Consider the following 22,407-nt stretch of genomic DNA (forward strand, 5'->3'; position numbering starts at 1 on the left):
GCATTCCACCTGCCCGAAAATGATCGTTGATCGTTCCTGCGCAGAGCGTTGGAACGATCGGTTGCTTATTGGCACAGCTCGCGGGTCACCCGCTCCAGCATCATCCGGTTGGATTCATCCGGCCGGTCTTCCCAGGCAAACACCGAAACCGTGGCGATGCCGTCGAACTTGATCTCGCGCAAGGTGCCGAAAAACGCCTCCCAGTTGACCTCGCCCTGGCCGATGTCCAGGTGCTGATGCACCGTGGCGGTAACGCCCGGCGGGTTGACGATGTAGCGCAGGTTCGACGACGCGCGGTGGTTATAGGTGTCGGCAATGATCAAGTGGCTGAGCTTGGAACCGGCGTACTTGAGCATCGAGGCGATATCACCTTTGCCGTCGTCATAAAAGAAGGTGTGCGGCGCGGCGTAGAGGTAGTTGATCCAGTCGCGGTCGAGGCCGCGAATGATGTCCACCGACTCGTTGTTGCGCTCACAGAAGTCATACGGATGCGCCTGGATATCCAGCTTGATGCTTTCACGCTCGAACTCCGGGATCAGCTCGTCCATGGAGCGCATGAACTGGTTTTCGCACACCAGCGGGTTGTCGGACTGGCCGGTGAATTCGGTGTTGACCAGCTCGCAGTCCATTTCCACGGCGATCTGGATCGCACGCTTCCAGTTGCGTACGGCGGCGACGCGCAGGCCTTCGTCGGCCGCGGCCCAGTGGTACATCGGCAGCAGGGAAGACAGTTGCACACCGGCGTCGCTCAAGGCCTTGCGAAATTCCTTGATGCGCGCACGGTCAACGCGAGCGGCTTTGTAGAACGGCAGGAAGTCTTCGCGGGGTGAGAGTTCGATGTGCTGGTAGCCGAGTTCGGCGGCCTTGTCGACCATCTGGCCAAGGGGCAGATGGCGGTACATGTAGGGGTCTAAGGCGATACGCATAGGTGAAACTCCCGTATCTGAAATTGGAATCCGCTCGAATGTGGGAGCTGGCTTGCCTGCGATAGCGGTGCATCAGGCGGCATTTATATTGAATGTGCCGCCGTCTTCGCAGGCAAGCCAGCTCCCACACTGATCCGGTTCCTCCAGTGCAATAGGTGTCAGCCGTAAAAATGTGGGCGCTCTGGCAGGCCGACTTTCACAATCTGCTCACTGCGCTGCGCCTCAATGCACGCATCCGCCGCCACCGCCGCCGCAAACCCATCCCACGCCGACGGCCCGCCGACATGCCCGGCGCGTACGCCGTCGATGAACGCCTGCAATTCGACGTCGTAGGCGCCGATAAAGCGGTCCTTCCAGTCCATCAAAATCGCATTCGACAGCTTGGCCTCGCTGCGCAGTTGCACCTGCGAAGGCTCCGGCAGTTTGGCAATACCGGTCTCCCCCACCACTTCGCACTGAATGTCGTAGCCGTACTGGCAGTTCACGAACACTTCCACGTCGATGCGCGTGCCCTTGGCGGTTTCCAGCAGCACGATCTGCGGGTCACGCAAGTGGGCCAACGCCTTGCTCGATTTGCGCGGGAACACCACTTGCACCGACACGTAGTCGTCGTTGAGCAACCAGCGCAACACGTCCAGTTCATGGATCAAGGTGTCGGTGATCGCCATGTCGGTCTTGTAGTTTTCGCCCACCGTCGGGTTGCGGTGCGCGCAGTGCAGCATCAAAGGCTCGCCGATCTGGCCGCTGTCGATGACCGCCTTGAGGGCGCGATAACCTTCGTCGTACGGGCGCATGAAGCCCACCTGCACCAGGCGCTTGCCGAAGGCGATTTCGGCATCGACGATCTTGCGGCAGCCTTCTGCGGTGACGGCCAAGGGCTTTTCGCAGAACACCGGCTTGCCGGCGGCGATGGCAGCGAGCACGAATTCTTCGTGGCTCGGGCCCCAGGAAGTCACGAGAATTGCCTCGACCTGCGGCGAGTTGATCAACGCATGGCCGTCCGCGTACACCTCGGCGGTCAGCTGCAAATCAGCGACGACCCTGGCGGCTTGCTCAAGGTTGATGTCGGTCACCGCCACCACCTGGCTATTGAGCAGGGTCTGGCTGCACCGACGGATATGGTCCCGGCCAATGGCGCCCGTACCGATAACACCCAACTTCAAAGACATACAAACACTCCTCTTGTTATTAGTACTGCCGGGCCTTGGCCAGGCGTTCATTGAGTTGTTTGGCCACCGCGTCAGTGCGCGCGCTGGTCGAGACCTGCGCCACCCCGACCCGCCACCACGACAGGTATTTGTGGATCATGGTCTTGGGCAGAACCTTGATATCAATCAGCGTCGACACCGTTTGCGTACGTGCATCGGCCAACGCCGCCTGCAACTGTTCCACCGTGCTGACCTTGTAGGTCTTGCAGCCATAGGCCGCCGCACTCATGGCGAAATCCACCGGCACAAAACCGCCGTCGAGCTTGCCGGTCTCCGGGTTGCGAAAGCGAAACTCGGTGCCGAAGCTGTCCATGCCGTGTTCCATCTGCAGGTTGTTGATGCAGCCGAAGGTCATGTTGTCGAGCAGCACCACGTTGATCTTGCGCCGCTCCTGGATCGAGGTGGCCAGCTCCGAGTGCAGCATCATGTAGGAGCCGTCACCCACCAGCGCATAGACCTCGCGCGCCGGCTCGGCCAGCTTCACGCCCAGGGCCGCGTTGACCTCGTAGCCCATGCACGAATAGCCATACTCGACGTGGTAGGTGTTGACGCCCTTGCTGCGCCAGCTGCGCTGCAAGTCGCCCGGCAAGCTGCCGGCGGCGGCAACGATGATGGCGTCGTCGGCCAGGGTGTCGTTGAGCACGCCGAGCACGCGGCTTTGGGTCAGGCAGGAACCGGTCAGCTCGATAAACTCGCGCAGCACGGCCGGGTCCATGTGGTCGTTGATTTCCGGGACGAAATTGTCCGTCTGGTAGTCAGCCTGGTAGATGCGGTCCACCTCGGCATCCAACTGCGCCTTGGCGTCGCGTGGCTGGTCCGCCCAGTCGGAACGGTAGTCGCCCAAGGCATCCGCCAACGCCTCCAGGCCCACCCTGGCATCCGCCAGCAGTTGCACGCCGTCCAGTTTCAGAGCATCGCACGGACTGATATTGAGGTTGAGAAACTTCACGTCGGGGTGCTTGAACAGCGACTTCGACGCGGTGGTGAAGTCGGTGTAGCGCGTGCCGATACCGATGATCAGGTCCGCTTCCGGGGCCAGCAGGTTTGCCGCCAGGCAGCCGGTTTCACCGAGACCGCCCAGGTTCAGCGGATGGCTGGAGACCACTGCGCTTTTGCCTGCCTGGGTTTCGGCGAAGGGGATGTCAAAGCGTTCGGCAAACGCTTGCAGCGCGGCATTCGCGCCGGCGTATTTGACCCCGCCGCCGCAGATGATCAGCGGTTTGCGCTTGCCTCGAAAGGCGGCCAACGCATCGCCGATCATCGCTTCAGTCGGCGGACGGCGTTCGATACGGTGCACACGTTTTTGCAGGAAGTAGTCGGGATAGTCCCAGGCTTCAGCCTGTACATCCTGCGGCAGGGCCAACGTGACGGCGCCGGTTTCCGCGGGGTCAGTGAGCACGCGCATCGCATGGATCGCAGCGGTCATCAGTTGCTCGGGGCGGTTGATGCGGTCCCAGTACTTGCTCACAGAGCGGAAGGCATCGTTGGTGCTGATGCTCAAGTCATGAAACTGCTCGATCTGCTGCAGCACCGGGTCGGGCTGGCGGCTGGCATAGACATCGCCGGGCAACAGCAGCAACGGAATACGGTTGGCCGTGGCGGTGGCGGCGGCGGTAATCATATTTGCCGCGCCCGGCCCCACCGATGAGGTGCACGCGTAGATCTTGCGGCGCAGGTGTTGCTTGGCGAACCCGATGGCGGCGTGGGCCATGCCTTGCTCATTGCGGCCCTGATGCACCACCAGATCGCCGCTGTCCTGCTCCAGCGCCTGACCCAGCCCCAGCACGTTGCCGTGGCCGAAAATGGTAAAAACCCCGGCGACAAACTTGCTCTGCACGCCATCGACTTCGATGTACTGGTTATCCAGAAACTTCACCAGGGCCTGGGCCATGGTCAATCTTGTTGTGGTCATGTTCGCACCTTGTATGAACGCAAATCTGTCGATCAACTGTGAACCAATGTGGGAGCGGGCTTGCTCGCGAATGCGGTGTGTCAGTCACCCGATTTATTTACTGACCCACCGCATTCGCGAGCAAGCCCGCTCCCACAGTTTGGCCGGCGTCAGGTCCGGGAATTTTGTAGATGGGCGATGCTCGCCCCCAATGCCTGCTGGATATCCGCCAGCGCATGCACGCTTTCAGCAAACGGCTCGAACGACAGATAACCGCTGTAGCCGGTGCTGAGCAAAGTGTCGATCTGCGCGGCATTGCCGAGGATATCGCCCTCGCCCACCAGCACGCGGTGGCCGTCGCGAATGGCATTGAGCGGTGCGTCGCGATCCTCGACGCCGGAGATATGCACCAGGCCGGTCAGCTGCGGGAAGAATTCCTGTTCGCCAGCCAGGTGATGGTGAAAGGTGTCGTGCACCAGCCGGAACACATCCAGGCCGCCAATCGCCTGGATCGCATCCACGGCCACACGCTTGCGGCGCAGCGCGCATTCTTCAAAACCCAGCGGCTCGATGAAACCGAGAATCGCGTACTCGCGCAGGATCGGCGCCAACTCGCTCAACGCCGTGCGTAAACCGGCCGCGCGTTGGGCTTCGTTACGCGTATCGCCGCGCTCGTTCAGCGGGCACATCACCAGGCCTTGCGCACCGCACTCACGCGCATAGGTGGCGAGTTTGATCGCCTGGGCACGGCGCTCGTCATTCCACACATCAAACGGGTACAGCGCGTTAATCGACAGCACCGTGATGCCTTGCACCGCGCACAACTCACGCACGCGGCTGGCCGGGGTGCCGTATTCGATTTCATGACCTTCGAGGTCGTTGCGAATCTCGATGGCATCGCACTTGAGGGCCGCCGCCAACTGGATGAAATCCGGCAGGGACAGGTCGGGCGCGACCATGCGGTTAAGGGCAAAACGTAGCGGCGACTTCATTATTGTTGTTCTCCGTTCAAACCGGTCAGAGGTCCAGCAGCCAGCTGTGCTGCGGGTCGTTATGGAAATGCCAGGCGCGCTTGGGGCCGGCCATCACGTTCAAGTAATACGACTCGTAGCCATACGGCACGCTGACCGGGTGATACCCCTTGGGCACCACCACCAGGTCGCTGTTTTCCACGGCCATGGCCTGGTCGATGCTGCGATCGTCGGTGTACACGCGCTGGAACACGAAGCCCTGGGGCGGGTTGATCTGGTGGTAGTAGGTCTCTTCGAGAAAGCTCTGGTGCGGCAGGTCGTCGGTGTCGTGCTTGTGCGGCGGGTAACTGGACGAGTGCCCGGACGGCGTGCGCACTTCCACCACCAGCAGCGAATGGGCCGGCTCGCTGTCGGGCAGGATGTCGCACACATACCGGGTGTTGGCGCCCTTGCCGCGCACGCTGCGCTTGCACTGCTCGGGGCGAATCAGGCGCGGCTCAAAACCTGGGGCACCGGGTGCGGCGCACACGGCGATTTGCACATCGCTCAACGCGGTCACCTGCGCATCGGTGCCGGGCGGCAGGTAGGCGGCGAAGGGCGATTTGTCTTCGAACACGGACTGACGATCCCCCAGGTTCTGCCAGTTGAAGCCCTCGCCTTGGATATTCACCCGGCCGCTGAGCAGCACCAGGCACAGCTCCTGATCACCGGCGGTGACCGGCAACGTCTCACCCAGGCTCAGGCGGTAGGCGGCAAAGCCTACGTATTCCAGGCGCCCTTCTTCCAGGGCAACCATGGTTTGCCCGCGTTTGCTGCTCTTGACCAACAAGCTCATCACTTAAGTCCTCTCGCTGAGAAGCGTGCGCAACGTGTCGTAGCCCTTTTTCGCGTAGATATAGCTGGGCGCTACGGCCGGGTCCTGCTCGGCTTCTACCACCAGCCAGCCCTCGTACTTGGCCGCCAACAGCACGTCGAGCAACTCGGCAAAGTCGATATCGCCGTCACCGGGCACGGTGAAGGTGCCGTTGACGATGCAGTCAGGAAAGCTCCACATCTGGTTGCGCGCCAGTTGCACCACCGGTTTGCGCACGTCCTTGAAATGCACGTGACAGACGCGCTCGATGTGTTTGCGCAGCACCTCGACAGGCTCGCCGCCGCCCATGTAGCAGTGGCCCGAATCGAACAGCAGGCCGACTTCCGGGCCGGTGCGACGCATCAACTGGTCAATGTCGTCGGGGGATTCGACGTAGGCGCCCATGTGGTGGTGGTAGGCCAGGCGCACGCCTTGGGACAGGGTGAAACGCGCCAGTTCGGTAAGTTTGTCGGCGTATTCCTGCCAGGCGTGTTCACTGTGAAAACGCGGACGTTCGATCAGGCGCACCCTGGCGCCCTGGATCGAATCGGCGACTTCGCCGTAGACCAGCACCTTGGCGCCGTTGAGTTTGAGCAGCTCGACGTGACCGGCGATGGCCTCGATTTCTTGCGCCACCGAACGCCGTGCCAGGCGGCTGGAATACCAGCCGGAGACCAGCGCCAGGTCATAAGGGCGCAGCACGTCGCCGACGCCTTGGGCGTCCTTGGGGAATTTGCCGTTGAGTTCAAAACCCTCGTAGCCGATCTCTTTGCCTTCGCCCAGGGCAGTGCTCAAGGGCGTTTCACCGCCCAGGGCAGGCAGGTCGTCGTTGCTCCAGGAGATCGGGTTGATGCCAATTCGGATTGCGGGCATGGCTGCACCTTTTGTTTTTATCTGACTTAAGCCTGGTGAGGTTTGCTTTGTGTGGGAGCTGGCTTGCCTGCGATGGCATCAGCCCGGCGTATCTGATGGACCGAGTTGTCTGCATCGCAGGCAAGCCAGCTCCCACATTTGTGCGTGTTTAACTTCTAGCACTGCGCCAGGCGTTGATGAGCTGTTCGAAGGTGCCCTGCACCTGCTCGATCAGGGTTTGATCATCAATCTCCCCCGCCATCCATGCGCGGCTCGGTTCCTGGAAGATCGTACGGCCCACCGCAAATCCACGGCAGGTGCTGCTTTGGCTGGCTTGCCGGAAACCATCGGCGAGGCATTCGGCCGAAGCGTTCAGGCCCAGCAGCACCACGCCACGACAGTATGGGTCGCGCTCCTGGATCAGTTCGTCGAGTTTTTTCCAGTCCTGCGCCGACTGCGCCTCGATCTTCCACCACGCCGGGTAGATGCCCAGGTTGTACAGGCGCTTGAGGCTGCGATAGAGCACGTCGGGATAGGTGGACGGGTGATCCTTGGGCGGGATGACTTCCAGCAGCAGCTCATGGCCGCTGACCAGCGAAGCCTCGTACACCGCCTTCAGTTGCGCTTCCTGTTCCAGGCGCAGCATCGGCTCATCGTCGGGGTGGTATTGCACCAGGCACTTGATGATTTGCTCCTGGGGCCAGGCAATCAGGTTGCTGCCCACCGAGCGCCCGTGTTCAAACGCCAGCGGCCGCGAGTTCTGCACCTCCACCGGGCGCGCGATCCACCAGCCGCGACCGCTGGCGGCGTTGAGCGCGTCCTGGCCGAAACGCTGGTCGGCCAACAGGCCCACGTCGGCTTCGACGCCCTGCTCGCGCAGCTTGGCTTCGACGCGTTCGATCGCCTGGATAAACAGCTGCTTGATGGCGCTGATACGCGTCGGGTCCTGGCCGCCTTTTTGCGCCAGGTCCACCAGTTGCCAGCGATGGTCGAAGGCAAACACGAACAGCTGCTTCCAGGCTTTGCGCGGCACGGTGACGCGGTGCAGGCGCTGCAAGGTGACGTCTTGATCGGGCCGGGTGATGGGCACCGGGCTGTTGAACAGGTAATCCAGTTCGGCAGGCGTGGGCATGGCCGGCGCGCAGGCGTGGCGGGACACCACCAGGCCGCCACAGGCGTTGGCCAACTGGCTGCAACGCTCGTCGCTGGCGTCGTTGATCCAGCCGCTGAGAAAGCCCGACATGAACGCATCGCCGGCGCCCAGCACATTGAGCACCTCGACGCGCACGCCGGGGTAGATGGCGCCGTCTTCCAGCCGCGCGGGGATCGCGCCGTGGATCACCGTGCAGCCCTGCGGGCCGAGCTTGACCACCAGGGTGGCCGGGGTCAGGTCACGCACGGTGCGCAGCGCGGTGAGCAAATCTTCACTGCCGCCAGCGATCAGAAACTCTTCTTCGGTGCCGACGATCAGGTCAAAGCGCGGCAGGATTTTCTGCACATGCTGGCTGACGTTCTGGTCGGCGACAAACCGGGTTTCGCCGTCCGCCTTGCCCGCCAGGCCCCACAGCACCGGGCGGTAGTCGATATCGAGCACGCGCTTGACGTTGTGTTTGGCTGCGTAGTCCAGGGCCTGGATGCTGGCCTTGTACACGCCATCGGTGGAGAAATGCGTGCCGGTGATCAGCAAGGCTTTGCTGGAGGCAATAAAGGCCTCGCTGATGTCTTCGGCGCGCAGGGCCATGTCGGCGCAGTTTTCGCGGTAGAACACCAGCGGGAAGGTTTCGCGGTCCTTGAGGCCCAGCAGCACCAGCGCGGTGAGGCGTTCCGGGTCGACCTTGATGCCGCTGACATCGCAGCCTTCGCGGGCCAGGGATTCCACCAGGAAGCGGCCCATGTGGTCGTCGCCCACCCGGCTCAACATCGCCGATTTAAGCCCCAACCGTGCGGTGCCGAAGGCGATATTGGCGGAGGACCCGCCGAGGTACTTGGCGAAGCTGGACACGTCCTCAAGTCGCGCACCCACTTGCTGTGCGTAGAGGTCGACGCCCAGGCGTCCGAGGCAAATCAGATCCAATTGACGCCCACTGGCAAAACGAGTCTGGCCCATGCTGGCTCCTGTTATTTTTATCAGCCTGCGTGGTACCGCCGTCGTGGCGGCACACGCTCTTGGTGAAAGCAGACTAGAACGTCCGGCGGCCGCAATCAATATTTATTCCATAATTATTTTTAGTGGAATATTTTTTCCAATAAGCCAGCATAATGGCCTGCCAGCCCTCCTGCATCGTTTCAGCAGGCCACGGCCACCGTGATGCCGGGGTATTTTTTTGCGCCTACCCTGTAGACTTGCGCCCACCCATCAGCGCATCAGAAGAACACGCCAGAAGGATTGCCCATGTCCCGCACCGATCCCGAGACCACCCTGGAAGAGACTATTGCCAGCCCTCCGATCAATGCCGAGCGCCTGTTGCAGCTGATCACCGACGAATACGAAAGCCTGCCACGCCAGCTCAAACGCATCGCCAGCTACATGAGCCAGCAAAGCGACCGGATCATGGTCGACCGCATCAGCGACATCGCCCGCGAGTGCGAAGTGCACCCTTCGGCCATCGTGCGGTTCTCCCAGCGGTTCGGTTTCAGCGGTTTCAGTGAGATGCAGGCGCTGTTTCGCGAGGCCTACACCCACAAGACCACGCCGGTGCAGAACTACCAGCAACGCATCCGCAGCATGATCGCCAACAAGTCGCAGAAGGCCAGCGGCGGCGACCTGGCGCGCGAATGCGTGAACGCCACCCTCTCCGGCATCGAGCGCCTGGGGCTGGAACTCGATGATGTGGCCTTCGAGAAAGCCGTGGACCTGGTGGTCAATGCCGACAATATCTACGTGGTCGGCGTGCGCCGCTCCTTCGCGGTGGCCGATTACCTGGTCTACAACCTGCAGCACACCAACAAGCGCATTCACTTGATTTCCGGTTTGGGCGGCAGTTACCGCGAGCAGATGCGCAGCGTGCGTGCCAATGACCTGGTGATCGCCATCAGCTTTACGCCGTATGGCAAAGAGACTCAGCATTGCCTGCGCATTGCCCAGCATCATCAGGCCAAGACCTTGATCATCACCGACAGCAACCTGTCGCCCCTGGCCAAACGGGCGAACGCGGTGCTGTTGGTGAATGAAGGGTCGTCGTTTGCGTTTCGCTCGCTTAGCGCCACCTTGTGCCTGTGCCAGGCATTGTTTATTGCGGTGGCGTATCGGTTGGAGCTGAAGGTGGATGAGATTCATGAACAGGTGGGGTTCGACGACTGATCTTCTGGTACTGAAGATCCGCTGTGGGCGCGGGTCTGTTGTGGCGAGCGGGCTTGCCCCGCGTTGGGACGCGAAGCGGCCCTGAAACCTGACGCCGCGGTCTATCAATGAGCGCGCGGCGGCCTTATTGGGGTTGCTTCGCAGCCCAACGCGGGGCAAGCCCGCTCGCCACGACAGACCGGCTCACCACAACAAGCTTGCTTGCCACAGCAAGCCCGCTGGCCACGACAATCATTGGCGCGGCGATGCGGCTCATGCCTTCGGTGATGGCCACCAGCAGGTCACCGTCCTTGCGCTCAGCCCTGGCGTTTTTCAGGTAGAGCACAGCATGACCAGGATTAAACGCAGAAGACGGCTTATGAGGCGCGGGTTAAGCCGCTGTTAACAATTGCGTGAGCACTCGGCCGTGATAGCGAATCTGCGCCAGGGTCAGCGCGGTGTAGCCGATGATCACCGCCGGCGGCAAGCTCGCCGCGACGCAGAACTTGCCCAGTGGCTGCAAGGTCAGCCCGGCGGCGGCGGCGCGGGTGCAGAATTCGCTTTCCTCGACACCGCTTGGCAGCCACAGCACAAAGTGCAATCCGGCTTGCTGGCCGCTCACCGTGCATTCACCCGGCAGACAAGCGAGCAGCGCATCGCGACGCGCCTGATAAGCCTGGCGCGAAGCCCGCAGGTGCCGCACAAACGCGCCGCTGGCGAGAAACTCCACCAGCCCCGACTGATCCGTCGCGCCCACCGAATGCCCGGTGAGTTGCAGGGTGCGCAGCAACGCGGGGCGCACCGCCTTGGGCACCACCATGAACCCCACGCGCAGGCCCGGGAACAGGTTCTTGTTGAAGCTGCCGCAGTAGATTACCCGGTCGCCGGAATCCAGGGATTTGAGCGCCGCCAGTGGCGCGCTGTTGTAGTTGTATTCGCTGTCGTAGTCGTCTTCGACCACCCAGGCGTCGGCGCGGGCGGCCCAATCCAACAGCGCCAGGCGGCGTGAAACCGACAGGGTCATGCCCAGCGGCGCCTGGTGCGCCGGTGTCACATAGGCCAGGCGCGCCGTGTCGGGGAGTTGCGCGGTATCAAGACCTTCGGCTGTCACCGGGACCGGCAAGACCTGCGCACCGGCCAGGCTGAACAGGCGGCGTGCCGGTGTATAACCGGGGTCTTCCACGCACGCGGTGTCGCCGGGTTTGAGCAGCGTGCGCGCGATCAGGTCCAGGCCATGGCGAATGCCGGTGGTGACAATGATTTCGTCCGCCTCGCAGTGCATGCCGCGATAACTGCGCACGTAGTCGGCGATCTGTTCACGCAACGCGGGCAAGCCGGCCGGGTGGGCGGCCTCCAATACGCCTGGCCCCGCAGACAGCAAGCCTCGGGAGATGCACCGCGCCCAGATTTTCAGGTCGAACAGGCTCGCGTCCGGGCGCCGCGCGACAAAAGGGACGTGGCTTTGCACACCCGCGTCAGGCTGATCCGGTATGGCCGCGCGGCGTGAACTTGCGCTGGGCGCCGGCGCCGCAATGAATTGCTCGGGGATCACCGCGCTGACGCGCGTGCCGGAACCCGCCACGCGCTGCACGTAACCTTCGCTGTGCAAGCGCTCGAACGCCGCTTCAAGCGTGCCGCGCGACACCAGCCAGCGTTCGGCCAGGCTGCGGGTAGACGGCAAGCGGCTGCCGGCGGGCAATTGCCGATTCAGGATGGCGGCGCGCAATGCGTCGTAGGCGCCCTGCTGCTTGCCGGCGTCCAGGCTATCGGGGCGCGGCAGGTCCAGGTGGGAGGCGGCTTTTCCTCGGCTCATAGTGGTCCATTCATAAGAGGCATAAGTGGCCCTGAGGATTAAACCACATACCCGCTAGAGTTCGAACTCTACTCCTTGCGAAGAAGCTTCCCATGACGCAACGCGCCCTCTCCTCCGGGTTCTGGCTGGTGCTGCTGACCGTACTCATCGGCCTGCCACGTATCACCCTGGACATGCACCTGCCAGCCCTGCCGGCCATGGCCGACGACTTCCACGCCAGCGACAGCCAGTTGCAGCTGACCCTCACGCTGTACGCCCTGGGCTCGGCCATTTCCTTGCTGGTCAGCGGCCCGTTGACCGATCGCTTCGGGCGCCGCCCGGTGCTGCTGAGCGGGCTGTTGGTGTACGCGGTCGCCACCGTGGCCTGCGCGCTGGCCGACAGCATTGGTGTGCTGATCGTCGCCCGCCTGTTCCAGGCCTTGGGCGGTTGCTGCACCACGGTCATCGGTCGGGTGATCGTGCGCGATTACTTTGACCGTCATGAACAGGCGCGCCTGCTTGGCCTGATCTCCATGGCCATGGCGATTTCGCCAATGGCCGCACCGGTGCTGGGCAGCCTGATGCTGCCGTTCATCCATTGGCGCGGCCTGTTTATCGTATTGGCCGTGATCGGCGTGACGCTGTGCCTGGTGGTGTTTCGCCGGCTGCCGGAAACCCGTCCACCGGAAGTCGCCGCCGCGCCGCCGAGCAACCTGTTGCGCCTGTACGGCCAGCTGTTGCGCGACCGTTATTTCCTGCGGTACTCCCTGGCAATCGGCTGCGTGTACAGCACGTATTTCCCTTTTATCAGCGAGTCGTCGGCTCTGCTGCAACGCGGCTTTCACTTGTCGGCCGCGGCCTATGCGCTGGTGTTTGCCGCGACGATCAGTGGCTACATGCTCGGCGCCAACCTGTTCCGCCGACTGGTGCTGCGCGTTGAAGCCGATCAGTTGATCAGTGCCGCCATCGCCTTGAATGTGCTGGGTTGCGTGATGCTCGCCGGGGCCACGGTCGCCCTGCCCCAGGCCTGGCTGGCGATTGTGCTGCCGATGGTGGTGATCATGGTGTCGGTGGGGATGGTGATTCCGGCCTGCCAGCTGTCGGTGTTGCAGCCTTACGGCGCGATTGCCGGGACCGCGTCGGGGTTGTTCTTCTTTATCCAGATGTTCCTGACGGCCGTGAGCAGTTGGGCCACCGGGATGCTGTCGGACGGCACCTCGCAACCCCTGGTGATCATGACGTCAGTGGCCAGCGCATTGCTGGTCGCAGGTTGGCGGGCCTTGCAACAAAAAGCCGCGCCTGTGGGTCAGGCGCGGCTTGGGTGAAGCGCGATCAGGATCAGTGCATGAAGATCGCGATCAGAATGATGAGCGGGATAGGCACACCGAGGAACCAAAGCAGTAATGAGCGCATGTTGTTCTCCTTGATTAACGAACGTAGTTTTCAGTTTCGACGTACACCACGGCGTCACGGCGACGACCGCCGAAGGTGGCAGCGAAACTGGCAAAGAAGGCACCGATCAACAGCGCAATGAAGGTCCACAGCGAGGTGTAGGCAGCCACTTTGGCGGCAGTGTCAGCAGCTTGCTTGGCTTTGACCTTGGCGTCTTCGATGGCTTTGCGGGCATCGCCGTACACCTTGTCGATACGCGCTTCGGCGTCAGCCTGGCTGAGGTTGGTGCGCTGGCTGATCAACTGAGCCAGGTAGCTACGGTCTTCCGGGGCCAGTTGGCCGTCGTTGCTCAGGGTGCGAGTGAAGATGCGCGCTACAACGCCATGCACGGCGTCATCGCTGACGGCGGCTGGGCGATCATCGCGAAACAGGCTGTCGACGTAGTAGTCAAAGTCGCCGCTGTTGGCGCCTTTGGCTGCACTGCCGGCTGCCTGAGTCAGGCCACTGGCGGCGCTCGAAGCGACACCGGCGCCGGCTTTAACGCCGCCGCTGACCACACTGCTCACCGAGCCGACGACCAGCACTGCGGTCACCAGCGTAGCGACTGCCCAAGCGAGGAAACCGTGGGCGGTGTCGCGAAAGTACACTTCGTCACCGTGCATGTTGGCCCACTTCACACGCAAGCGGCCGGCAATGTAGCCGCCCAGGCCCGATGCGACGATCTGGGTGAACGCCAGCCAGACAATCGTGGAAATGCCAAGCCCCTTGGCGCTGATACCGCTGTCGGCCCACGGCGACACCGCCGAAAAGCCCAGGCCGAAGCCCAGCAGCACGAGGATCAGCGACAGTGCGGCCGCCGCAGCGGCCCCGGCGAAAATCGCCCCCCAGGAAACCCCAGAGTGCGAGCTCGATTCTTGCAGCGTGGATGACGATGTGATCATTGTTGTTTTGCTCCCGGCAGGAAAAATAGTGTTACAACTCTCAAAAGGGACAGTGCAGGCACCATGCCAGCCGGACGAAAAAATAAATCTCTTATATTTCAATTAGATACAAAAATTGAACTAACTTAAACCATGCAAGTTGCAAGAAATGATCGAAAACAGCGTGCTTTATGCAATCCCCCAACGCCCACGGCCCGTGTGGACGCTGGCCGGCATGAAAGTTGTGTCAGTTTTGCCAAGATGAAGTTTAATTTAGGAAGCGTTCAGGCATTTCTTGGCAAAATGCCCCCACTTCTAGTGTGAATCGCTCACCAGGTAATCCTATGACCCGTATTTTGACCATCGAGGATGACGCCGTTACAGCCCGCGAGATCGTCGCCGAGCTGAGTAGCCATGGACTGGATGTAGATTGGGTGGACAACGGCCGTGAAGGCCTGGTCCGCGCTGTGAGTGGTGACTACGATCTGATCACCCTCGACCGTATGCTGCCGGAACTCGATGGCCTGGCCATCGTCACGACCCTGCGCACCATTGGCGTGTCGACGCCGATCCTGATGATCAGCGCCCTCTCCGATGTCGACGAGCGGGTACGCGGCCTGCGGGCCGGTGGCGATGACTACCTGACCAAGCCGTTTGCGTCCGACGAAATGGCCGCCCGCGTTGAAGTGCTGCTGCGGCGCAAAAGCACGGTCAAGGAGTTCGAAACCGCCCTGCGCGTGGCCGACCTCGAACTGAACCTGATCAGCCGCGAAGCCAGCCGCGCCGAACAGCCGCTGAGCCTGCTGCCCACCGAATACAAACTGCTCGAATTCCTGATGCGCAACACCGGGCAGATCCTGTCGCGCATGATGATCTTCGAAGAAGTCTGGGGTTATCACTTCGACCCGGGCACCAACCTGATCGACGTGCACATCGGTCGCCTGCGCAAAAAAATCGACCCGCCGGGCCTCACGCCGCTGATCCGCACGGTACGAGGTTCCGGTTATGTCATTGCTGAACCCCTCTAAAGGCTGGCGCTCCTCCAGCAGCCGCCTGCTGGCGCTTTACAGTTCGCTGTTCGTCGCCTGGAGCTGCATCCTCATGGGGGTGCTGTATTACGAGGTGTCGGGTTACCTGGGTGATCTGTCGCGTCACTCGCTGATGCAGCGTCAGCACCTGTTTCAACGCTTCGACGGTGAAGAACTGGTGGAAGCCCTGACCACCAGCATGACCTTCGACATGAAAGGCGTGGACGCCTACGGCCTGTTCGATGAGCAATTTCGCCCCTTGAGCGGGCCGATCCGCGCAGTGCCACCGGACCTGCCGCTGGACGGCAAGATCCACGCCCTGGCCAACTGTGTCGACTCTGACGACCCGAAACTGCCCAAGGACAGCTGCGATGCGGTGGCCACCCACACCGAAGACGGCCGCTGGCTGGTACTCGTGCGCGCCAACGGTTCGCTGTTTGGCGTAACCCGGATCATCTGGCATGCGCTGCTGTGGGCACTCTCCCTGACGATTATTCCCGGTGCTGCCGGTTGGCATTTGTTACGCCGTCGCCCGCTGCGGCGCATTCGCGGGATTCAGGCCAGTGCCGAGGCCATCGTCGCCGGTGACCTGACGCACCGCCTGCCGTTGTCTGACCGACGCGACGAACTGGACATGCTCGCCGCCATCGTCAACGCCATGCTCGACCGCATCGAGAAGTTGATGAACGAGGTCAAGGGCGTGTGCGACAACATCGCCCACGACCTGCGCACGCCGCTGACGCGCTTGCGCGCGCAGCTCTACCGCATCAAACAAGAGGCAGAGGAAAACTCCGTCTACGCGGTGAAACTGGACGATGCGATTGCTGAAACCGATACGCTGATGGCGCGCTTTCGCGGGCTGTTGCGCATCTCGGAGCTGGAAGACCACCAGCGCCGTTCGGGTTTCCTGGTGATGGACCCGCTGCCGCTGTTGCGCGAACTGCATGACTTTTACCTGCCGCTGGCGGAAGAAGGCGAATTGCAGCTGCGCCTCGAAGTGCCCGACTCGTTGCCGTGGATTACCGGCGACCGCGCACTGTTGTTCGAAGCCTTGGCCAACCTGTTGAGCAACTCGATCAAGTTCTCGCCACCCAACGGTGAAGTGATCCTGCGTGGCGTCAATGATGCCGGCAGCACGCGTATCGAGGTGCACGACTCAGGCCCGGGCATCCCGGCTGCGGAGCGCGACGCGGTGTTCCAGCGCTTCTATCGCGTGGATGAAAGCGACCAGCAAGGCGGGTTCGGGTTGGGCTTGTCGATTGTCGCGGCGATCATCAACCTGCATGGGTTCAAGTTGGAAGTCGGCAACAGCCGATGCGGGGGCGCATGCCTGCTGCTGGAGTGTCGGCAGCAATTGATGCCTGAATAGTCAAAACACCCCAAAACAGTGTGGGAGCTGGCTTGCCGGCGATGGCGATGTATCAAGCAATTTGTTCATTGCCTGACACTCCGCCATCGCAGGCAAGCCAGCTCCCACATTGGACTTTCGGTGCCTGGAAGATCAGGCCGGGAAGTTGGCGCGCAGTGCCTCAAGCCCGCCGCTGTACACGCCGGCAAACAACTCCTCCACCGCCGCATCCGTGGTCCCCGCCGCCGGGGTGAACACGCCGGACCACGTCACTTTCGCCGACGCATCGGTCAACGCCTCAACCTGCAACGTCGCCAGGTAAGCACTCACCGGAAACGGCGACTGCTCGATGGTGTAGCTGTAAGTGCGTGCCACGTTATCAAAGCTCTGCAAGCGCTCGACCACCACACCGCCGTCCGCGGTTTGCAAGTGACGCACACGCCCGCCGTCGCTCGCCTCGCTTTTGACGATAAACGGTAGCCAATCGGGCAGCGCGTTAAAGCCGCCAATCAATTGCCAGACCTGATCGGCCGAAACCGGAACCTCAATCACCGAAGAAGCTGTCGCCACAATAAATACTCCAAAAAAATTACAAGAATTCAGATCGCCATGCTGTCGACAACGCCACCGTCGACGCGCAATGCGGCGCCCGTGGTTGCAGCAGACAAGGGTGAAGCAATGTACGCCACCAGGTTGGCCACTTCATCCACATTTGCCGCGCGCTGGATGATCGACGTGGGCCGCGCATTGCGCACAAACACGTCCGCCTCTTCCCGCGCACTGCGCCCGGACTTGGCGGTGGCGTCTTTGAGCATCTGCTCCAGGCCGTCGGTAAAGGTCGGCCCCGGCAGCACCGCATTGACCGTCACACCGGTGCCGGCCAGACGCTTCGCCAAACCATGGGAGACCGCCAGGTTGGCACTTTTGGTCACGCCGTAGTTGATCATGTCCGCCGGCGTTGCCACCCCGGACTCCGAAGACAGGAAGATCACCCGCCCCCAGCCCTGCTCAACCATGCCCGGCACATAATGCCGCGCCAGGCGCACGCCGGAGATCACATTGACCTCGTAGAAGCGCGTCCATTCGCTGTCTGGTGCGTCGAAGAAATCCATATCGTTGAAGATGCCCAGGTTGTTGACCAGGATGTCGGCGCGCGGTTCGGCCGCAAAGAGTTTCTCTGCGCCTTGCGCTGTGCCGAGGTCCGCCACCAGCCCGCGCAGATCCGCGCCCGGCACTGCCTGACGAATGCTCGCCAGGGCGTCGTCAACCTTGCCCGCTTCCCGCCCGATCACCACCACAGTAGCGCCGGATTGCGCCAGGGCCTGGCTGATGCCCAGGCCGATCCCGGCAGTGCTGCCGCTGACGATGGCTACTTTGCCGCTTACATCGATTTTCATCTGAGAACTCCTGAAGTTAGCGCGGCAGCGGTGCGCTGGCCGAAATCAACTGTGCGTCGCGCAAGGCCTGCCAGAAGGCTGCCGGAATCTTCTCTGACAGCGCCGCGACGTCTTCGGCAATCCGCCCCGGACGACTGGCACCCGGAATCACGGCGGTCACCGCCGGGTGGGCCAGGGAGAACTGCAGCGCTGCGGCTTTCACGCTCACGCCAAACGCTTGGGCAATCGCCTTGATCTGCTCGACCCTGCTGATAATTGCCGGGCTGGCCTTCTGGTATTCGAAGTGCGCACCGCCCGCCAGGATGCCCGAGCTGTAAGGCCCACCGACGACGATTTCGACGTTCTGCGCCAGCGCGGCATCCATCAGGCGTTGCAGGGCACGCTCGTGGTCCAGCAGGGTGTAGCGGCCGGCGAGCAGGAAACCGTCGGGCTGCGCTTCGGTCAGGTCCAGCGTCAGTTCGCACGGCTCGACGCGGTTCACGCCCAGGCCCCAGGCCTTGATCACGCCTTCTTCACGCAGACGGGTCAGCACTTTGAAGGCGCCGGTGCGGGCCTGGTTGAAGTAGTCCAGCCACTGGTCGCCGTAGAAATCCTGGGCGATGTCGTGAATCCACACGATGTCCAGACGGTCGGTCTGCAGGCGCTTCAGGCTGTCTTCGATTGAGCGCAGCGTGGCGTCGGCGCTGTAGTCGTTGAGCATCTTGTTCGGGCGGCCATGTTCGAACACACCGCTTTTTTCGCCGAGATCGCGGGCGCTTTCTTCGACTTCGTCGAGAATCACGCGGCCGACTTTGGTGCTGAGCACGAAGTCATCGCGGTTGTACTGCGACAAGGCTTGGCCCAGGCGGATTTCCGACAACCCCGAGCCGTAGAACGGCGCGGTGTCGAAGTAACGCACGCCGCTGCTCCAGGCGGCCTCGACGGTGGCCTGGGCTTCGTCTTCGGGAATGGCGCGGAACATGTTGCCCAGCGGTGCAGTGCCAAAGCCCAGTTGGCCGGGCAGTGTGTCTTTCAAGCTCATGGTGGTTCCTCAATCGGGTTCAGGGTCGCTGTGACCGTTGAGCCGATCCTAGATTGCGTAGATCGGACCGTCCAAGACATACTGCGACCAACTTGAGTCCTGCGAGGTCTTACATGATTGATCTGCGCCAACTGCGCTACTTCGAAGTCGTTGCCGAAGAAGAACACGTCGGCCGCGCCGCCGAGCGTTTGCACATCTCCCAGTCGCCTTTGAGCCGGCAGATCGCCCAGCTCGAAGAGCGTTTGGGCCTGACCCTGTTCGAACGCAGCCAGCAGCGCATCCGTCTGACGCGCGACGGCCAGACGTTTCTGGCCGAAACCAAGGCGCTGCTGACCCACGCCAATCGCCTGGAGTCCCTGGGCAAACGCTTGGGTCGCGGTGAAGAAGGCGGCCTGTGCATCGGCTATATCGAAAACGCCATGCATGCCGGCGTGCTGCCCAACGCCTTGCGCGTGTTGAGAGACGACCGCCCCACCGTGCACATCAAGCTGTACAACTTGCCGTCGCTCGAACAGCTCGAAGGCCTGCGCCAGCGCAGCCTGGATATCGCCCTGGTCAGCGAACCACCGGCCGCCGATGACCCGGACCTGACCGCGTTGCAAGTGCTGGACGACCCCATGCTGCTGGCCCTGCCTGAGCATCATCCGTTGGCCAAACACAACGAACTGCTGCCCGAACACCTGGCCGATCAGGAATGGATTGGCGTGCAACGCAAAGCCGGCGCCCACCCGGCTGATGACTTTGTCGCGGCCTGCATCCGGGCCGGATTTACCCCGCAAATCCCGATGGAAGCCAGCGAGCCGTTCACCGCGTTGGGCCTGGTGGCCTCGGGCTTGGGCGTGGCGATGGTGCAAAAAGGCTTGAGCCGCAATGCCCCGCCCGGCGTGGTGCTGCGTGAGCTGCCATGGATGACCTACACCACACCGTTGTGGGCGGCGTGGCATCGGATCAATCTGCGCCCGCTGGTGGAAACCTTCCGCAAAGTGCTCACCGCCCCCCAAGGCTGATGGAGATCAAACAGGTGGGAGCGGGCTTGCTCGCGAATGCGGTGAGTCAGTACCGAACAAGCCAACTGACACTGCGCTTTCGCGAGCAAGCCCGCTCTCACATTTGAATCGCGGCGCATCAGCTCACCCTCTCCCGCAGCCGGAACCACAACATCCCCAGCGCCAGCAGCGGTGAGCGCAAGGCCTTGCCGCCCGGAAACGTCATGTGCGGCACCTGGCTGAAAATGTCCAGGCCCTGGCTATGGCCGGCATGAATGGCTTCGGCCAAAAGCTTTGCGCACCAGTGGGTCACGTTCAGCCCATGCCCGGAATAGCCCTGGGCATAGAACACATTCGGGTGCTGCTTGAGCCTCCCGACTTGCGGAAAGCGGTTGGCGGTGATGCCAATCTTGCCGCCCCACTGGAACTCGATGGCGGTGTTCGCCAGCTGCGGGAATACCTTGAGCAGCTTGGGTTGCATGTACGCGGCGATGTCCACCGGATCACGCCCGGAGTAGTGACAGGCACCGCCGAACAACAGACGCCGGTCGGCGGAAAGCCGGTAGTAATCCAGCCCGACTTTCTGGTCACACAGCGCCAGGTTTTGCGGGATCAATTGCTTGGCGACAGCCTCGGACAACGGCTCGGTGGCGATGATGTAGCTGCCCGCCGGCAGCACCTTGCCGCTCAAGCGCGGTTCCAGTTCATCCAGGTGTGCATTGCACGCCAGCACTAGATGGGCGGCGCGTACCGTGCCAGCGGCGCAGCGCACTTGCACGGTGTCGCCGTGGATCAGTTCGAGCACCTGGGTGCGCTCGAAAATCCGCACCCCGAGCGACTCGGCCACCTGCGCCTCGCCGAGTACCAAGTTCAGCGGGTGCAGGTGCCCAGAGCCCATGTCCACCAAGCCACCGGCATAGACCGTCGAACCGACCACCTGCTGCATGTCCTGCGGTTCGACCAGCCGAGTTTCATGGGCATACCCAAGCGCCGCCAGGCTCTGCTGCTCGCCCTTGAACGCAGCGAATTGCGCGGTGGTATTGGCCAGCTCGCAAAAGCCCCAGCGCAGATCGCAGTCAATGCTGTGCTGACGAATGCGCTCGCCCACCAGCGCCACCGAATCAATCCCGGCCCGCTCCAGGTAACGCACGCCCTCCTCGCCCACGTACTTGGCGAACCCCGACACGTCGTGGCCGATGCCGCGAATCAACTGCCCGCCATTGCGCCCGCTGGCGCCCCAGCCGATGCGCCGGGCCTCCAGCAGAATCACCGAGAGCCCGCGCTGGGCCAGTTCGATGGCCGTATTGACCCCGGTAAAACCGCCGCCGATCACGCACACATCGGCGCTCAGGTCGGTGCCCAGCGATGGACGCTCAGGCATGGCATTGGCCGAGGCACGGTAATAGGACCGGGCGTGGTCACTGGATGAAATCATTTGTTGGTCTTCACTTTGCTCCAGGCGCGGGTCATCAGGCGCATGGTCGCCGGAGTCGGCGTGGTGGAAATGTAGAGTTTGTCGAGCACTTCCTGGGGCGGGTACACCTCAGGGTTATTCACCAGTTCCGGCGCCATAAACGGCTTGGCGGCGGGGTTGGCATTGGCGTAGCCGACCGAGGCACTGACCTTGGCGATCACTTCGGGGTCGAGCAAATAGTTGATAAAGGCATGGGCCTCTTTCGGGTTGCTCGCGTCGGCCGGGATGGCCAGCAGGTCAAACCACAGGTTGGAGCCTTCCTTGGGAATCGAATAGGCGATATTCACGCCGTTCTTGGCTTCCTTGGCGCGGTTGGCGGCCTGGAACACGTCGCCGGAATACCCGAAGGCCACGCAGATATCGCCGTTGGCCAGATCCGAGATGTACTTGGAGGAATGGAAATACGTGATGTACGGGCGCAGGGTCAGCAGCTTGGCTTCGGCCTGTTTGTAGTCCTCGGGGTTCTCGCTGCGCGGGTCCTTGCCCATGTAATTGAGGATCGCCGGGAACAGCTCGTCCGCCGAATCGAGGAAAGCCACGCCGCACTCGTGCAGCTTTTTGATGTTCTCGGGTTCGAACAGCACCGCCCACGAATCGATGTGGTCGATACCCAGCACCTGCTTGACCTTGTCGACGTTGTAGCCGATGCCATTGGTGCCCCACAGGTACGGCACTGAGTGCGCGTTGCCCGGGTCGTTTTTCTCCAGCAGCTTGAGCAGTTTGGGGTCGAGGTTCTTGAAGTTGGGCAGCTGCGAGCGGTCGAGCTTGAGGAACGCGCCGGCCTTCACCTGGCGCGCCAGGAAGTGGTTGGACGGCACCACCACGTCATAGCCGGTGCGCCCCGCCAGCAACTTGCCCTCCAGGGTTTCGTTGGAATCGAACACGTCGTAGACCACCTTGATCCCGGTCTTGGCCTGGAAATCAGCCAAGGTGGTCTCACCGATATAGTCCGTCCAGTTATAGACGCTGACCGTCGGCGCGGCTTGGCTGGCACTGCTGAACGCGGCCACCAGGGCCAGCGGGAGAAGCTTTTTCACAAGACGCATATCGACACCCCTTTTGAGTTTT

General features: G+C 62.2%; 21 protein-coding genes. 6 read left to right on the forward strand and 15 right to left on the reverse strand.

Annotation, left to right across the window (positions count from 1 at the left end):
* Positions 1–65: 65 nt before the first annotated feature.
* The 7 genes from ACP7B3_RS26975 to ACP7B3_RS27005 form a co-directional block, all read right to left on the reverse strand.
* A complete protein-coding gene (locus ACP7B3_RS26975; protein WP_426182166.1) occupies positions 66–926 on the reverse strand; it encodes a sugar phosphate isomerase/epimerase family protein in 861 nt (286 codons plus the stop codon).
* 158 nt (positions 927–1,084) lie between these two features.
* Complete coding sequence (locus ACP7B3_RS26980) at positions 1,085–2,095, reverse strand: Gfo/Idh/MocA family protein (protein ID WP_242197517.1); 1,011 nt, start codon at positions 2,093–2,095, stop codon at positions 1,085–1,087.
* A 19-nt stretch (positions 2,096–2,114) separates the two neighbouring features.
* Positions 2,115–4,046 carry a 3D-(3,5/4)-trihydroxycyclohexane-1,2-dione acylhydrolase (decyclizing) gene (iolD, locus tag ACP7B3_RS26985; protein WP_426182169.1) on the reverse strand — a complete coding sequence of 644 codons (1,932 nt, stop codon included), beginning with the start codon at positions 4,044–4,046 and terminating at the stop codon, positions 2,115–2,117.
* A 149-nt stretch (positions 4,047–4,195) separates the two neighbouring features.
* Positions 4,196–5,017, reverse strand: a complete 822-nt coding sequence (locus ACP7B3_RS26990; protein ID WP_426182171.1) for a TIM barrel protein — start codon at positions 5,015–5,017, stop codon at positions 4,196–4,198.
* Between the two features lie 25 nt (positions 5,018–5,042).
* Positions 5,043–5,831, reverse strand: a complete 789-nt coding sequence (iolB, locus tag ACP7B3_RS26995; protein ID WP_145164612.1) for a 5-deoxy-glucuronate isomerase — start codon at positions 5,829–5,831, stop codon at positions 5,043–5,045.
* A gap of 3 nt (positions 5,832–5,834) precedes the next feature.
* Positions 5,835–6,722: a myo-inosose-2 dehydratase gene (gene iolE, locus ACP7B3_RS27000; protein ID WP_369303251.1), complete on the reverse strand. Its 888-nt coding sequence runs from the start codon at positions 6,720–6,722 to the stop codon at positions 5,835–5,837.
* A gap of 148 nt (positions 6,723–6,870) precedes the next feature.
* Positions 6,871–8,808 (reverse strand): bifunctional 5-dehydro-2-deoxygluconokinase/5-dehydro-2-deoxyphosphogluconate aldolase, encoded by a 1,938-nt coding sequence (locus tag ACP7B3_RS27005; protein ID WP_426182176.1) that lies wholly within the window; start codon positions 8,806–8,808, stop codon positions 6,871–6,873.
* On the opposite strand from ACP7B3_RS27005, the gene ACP7B3_RS27010 reads away from it, so the two are divergent.
* Both ACP7B3_RS27010 and ACP7B3_RS27015 read left to right on the forward strand, forming a co-directional pair.
* Positions 8,807–9,010, forward strand: a complete 204-nt coding sequence (locus ACP7B3_RS27010; RefSeq protein WP_416363715.1) for a hypothetical protein — start codon at positions 8,807–8,809, stop codon at positions 9,008–9,010. The two genes, ACP7B3_RS27005 and ACP7B3_RS27010, sit on opposite strands and share 2 nt — an antisense overlap.
* Before the next feature lie 83 nt (positions 9,011–9,093).
* Positions 9,094–10,002, forward strand: a complete 909-nt coding sequence (locus tag ACP7B3_RS27015) for a MurR/RpiR family transcriptional regulator (protein WP_106580294.1) — start codon at positions 9,094–9,096, stop codon at positions 10,000–10,002.
* Between the two features lie 124 nt (positions 10,003–10,126).
* Here the strand turns inward: ACP7B3_RS27015 and ACP7B3_RS27020 are convergent, their stop codons facing one another.
* Both ACP7B3_RS27020 and ACP7B3_RS27025 read right to left on the reverse strand, forming a co-directional pair.
* Positions 10,127–10,327, reverse strand: coding sequence for a hypothetical protein (locus ACP7B3_RS27020; RefSeq protein ID WP_426182180.1), 201 nt, complete (start codon positions 10,325–10,327; stop codon positions 10,127–10,129).
* 45 nt (positions 10,328–10,372) lie between these two features.
* On the reverse strand, positions 10,373–11,794 hold the full coding sequence (locus tag ACP7B3_RS27025) for a PLP-dependent aminotransferase family protein (protein WP_426182183.1): 1,422 nt from the start codon (positions 11,792–11,794) through the stop codon (positions 10,373–10,375).
* Positions 11,795–11,886: 92 nt separating this feature from the next.
* On the opposite strand from ACP7B3_RS27025, the gene ACP7B3_RS27030 reads away from it, so the two are divergent.
* Positions 11,887–13,098: a multidrug effflux MFS transporter gene (locus ACP7B3_RS27030; RefSeq protein ID WP_426182186.1), complete on the forward strand. Its 1,212-nt coding sequence runs from the start codon at positions 11,887–11,889 to the stop codon at positions 13,096–13,098.
* A 102-nt stretch (positions 13,099–13,200) separates the two neighbouring features.
* On the opposite strand, the gene ACP7B3_RS27035 is transcribed toward ACP7B3_RS27030, so the two are convergent.
* The gene (locus ACP7B3_RS27035) at positions 13,201–14,106 is read right to left on the reverse strand and encodes a hypothetical protein (RefSeq protein WP_426182189.1); all 906 of its coding nucleotides are present in this window, start codon (positions 14,104–14,106) and stop codon (positions 13,201–13,203) included.
* Positions 14,107–14,429: 323 nt separating this feature from the next.
* On the opposite strand from ACP7B3_RS27035, the gene ACP7B3_RS27040 reads away from it, so the two are divergent.
* Together ACP7B3_RS27040 and ACP7B3_RS27045 are read left to right on the forward strand one after the other, a co-directional pair.
* Positions 14,430–15,113, forward strand: a complete 684-nt coding sequence (locus tag ACP7B3_RS27040; RefSeq protein ID WP_003219726.1) for a response regulator transcription factor — start codon at positions 14,430–14,432, stop codon at positions 15,111–15,113.
* Complete coding sequence (locus ACP7B3_RS27045; protein ID WP_145164627.1) at positions 15,091–16,482, forward strand: sensor histidine kinase; 1,392 nt, start codon at positions 15,091–15,093, stop codon at positions 16,480–16,482. The genes ACP7B3_RS27040 and ACP7B3_RS27045 overlap by 23 nt, the downstream gene beginning before the upstream one ends.
* Before the next feature lie 132 nt (positions 16,483–16,614).
* On the opposite strand, the gene ACP7B3_RS27050 is transcribed toward ACP7B3_RS27045, so the two are convergent.
* Genes ACP7B3_RS27050 through ACP7B3_RS27060 form a run of 3 tightly spaced genes read right to left on the reverse strand, consistent with a single transcriptional unit; the run spans position 16,615 to position 18,879 of the window.
* Positions 16,615–17,031, reverse strand: a complete 417-nt coding sequence (locus ACP7B3_RS27050; RefSeq protein ID WP_426182192.1) for an SRPBCC family protein — start codon at positions 17,029–17,031, stop codon at positions 16,615–16,617.
* Positions 17,032–17,060: 29 nt separating this feature from the next.
* The gene (locus ACP7B3_RS27055; protein ID WP_426182195.1) at positions 17,061–17,858 is read right to left on the reverse strand and encodes an SDR family NAD(P)-dependent oxidoreductase; all 798 of its coding nucleotides are present in this window, start codon (positions 17,856–17,858) and stop codon (positions 17,061–17,063) included.
* A gap of 16 nt (positions 17,859–17,874) precedes the next feature.
* Positions 17,875–18,879 carry an aldo/keto reductase gene (locus ACP7B3_RS27060; protein WP_426182198.1) on the reverse strand — a complete coding sequence of 335 codons (1,005 nt, stop codon included), beginning with the start codon at positions 18,877–18,879 and terminating at the stop codon, positions 17,875–17,877.
* A gap of 113 nt (positions 18,880–18,992) precedes the next feature.
* Between ACP7B3_RS27060 and ACP7B3_RS27065 the strand changes: the two genes are divergently transcribed.
* The gene (locus tag ACP7B3_RS27065) at positions 18,993–19,886 is read left to right on the forward strand and encodes a LysR substrate-binding domain-containing protein (RefSeq protein WP_426182201.1); all 894 of its coding nucleotides are present in this window, start codon (positions 18,993–18,995) and stop codon (positions 19,884–19,886) included.
* A gap of 118 nt (positions 19,887–20,004) precedes the next feature.
* Here the strand turns inward: ACP7B3_RS27065 and ACP7B3_RS27070 are convergent, their stop codons facing one another.
* Complete coding sequence (locus ACP7B3_RS27070; protein ID WP_426182204.1) at positions 20,005–21,300, reverse strand: NAD(P)/FAD-dependent oxidoreductase; 1,296 nt, start codon at positions 21,298–21,300, stop codon at positions 20,005–20,007.
* Positions 21,297–22,385, reverse strand: coding sequence for a polyamine ABC transporter substrate-binding protein (locus ACP7B3_RS27075; RefSeq protein WP_145164639.1), 1,089 nt, complete (start codon positions 22,383–22,385; stop codon positions 21,297–21,299). Before ACP7B3_RS27075 ends, ACP7B3_RS27070 begins: the two co-directional genes overlap by 4 nt.
* Positions 22,386–22,407: the final 22 nt, after the last annotated feature.

Source organism: Pseudomonas sp. TWRC1-2, from assembly GCF_049896685.1.
Taxonomy (GTDB): domain Bacteria; phylum Pseudomonadota; class Gammaproteobacteria; order Pseudomonadales; family Pseudomonadaceae; genus Aquipseudomonas.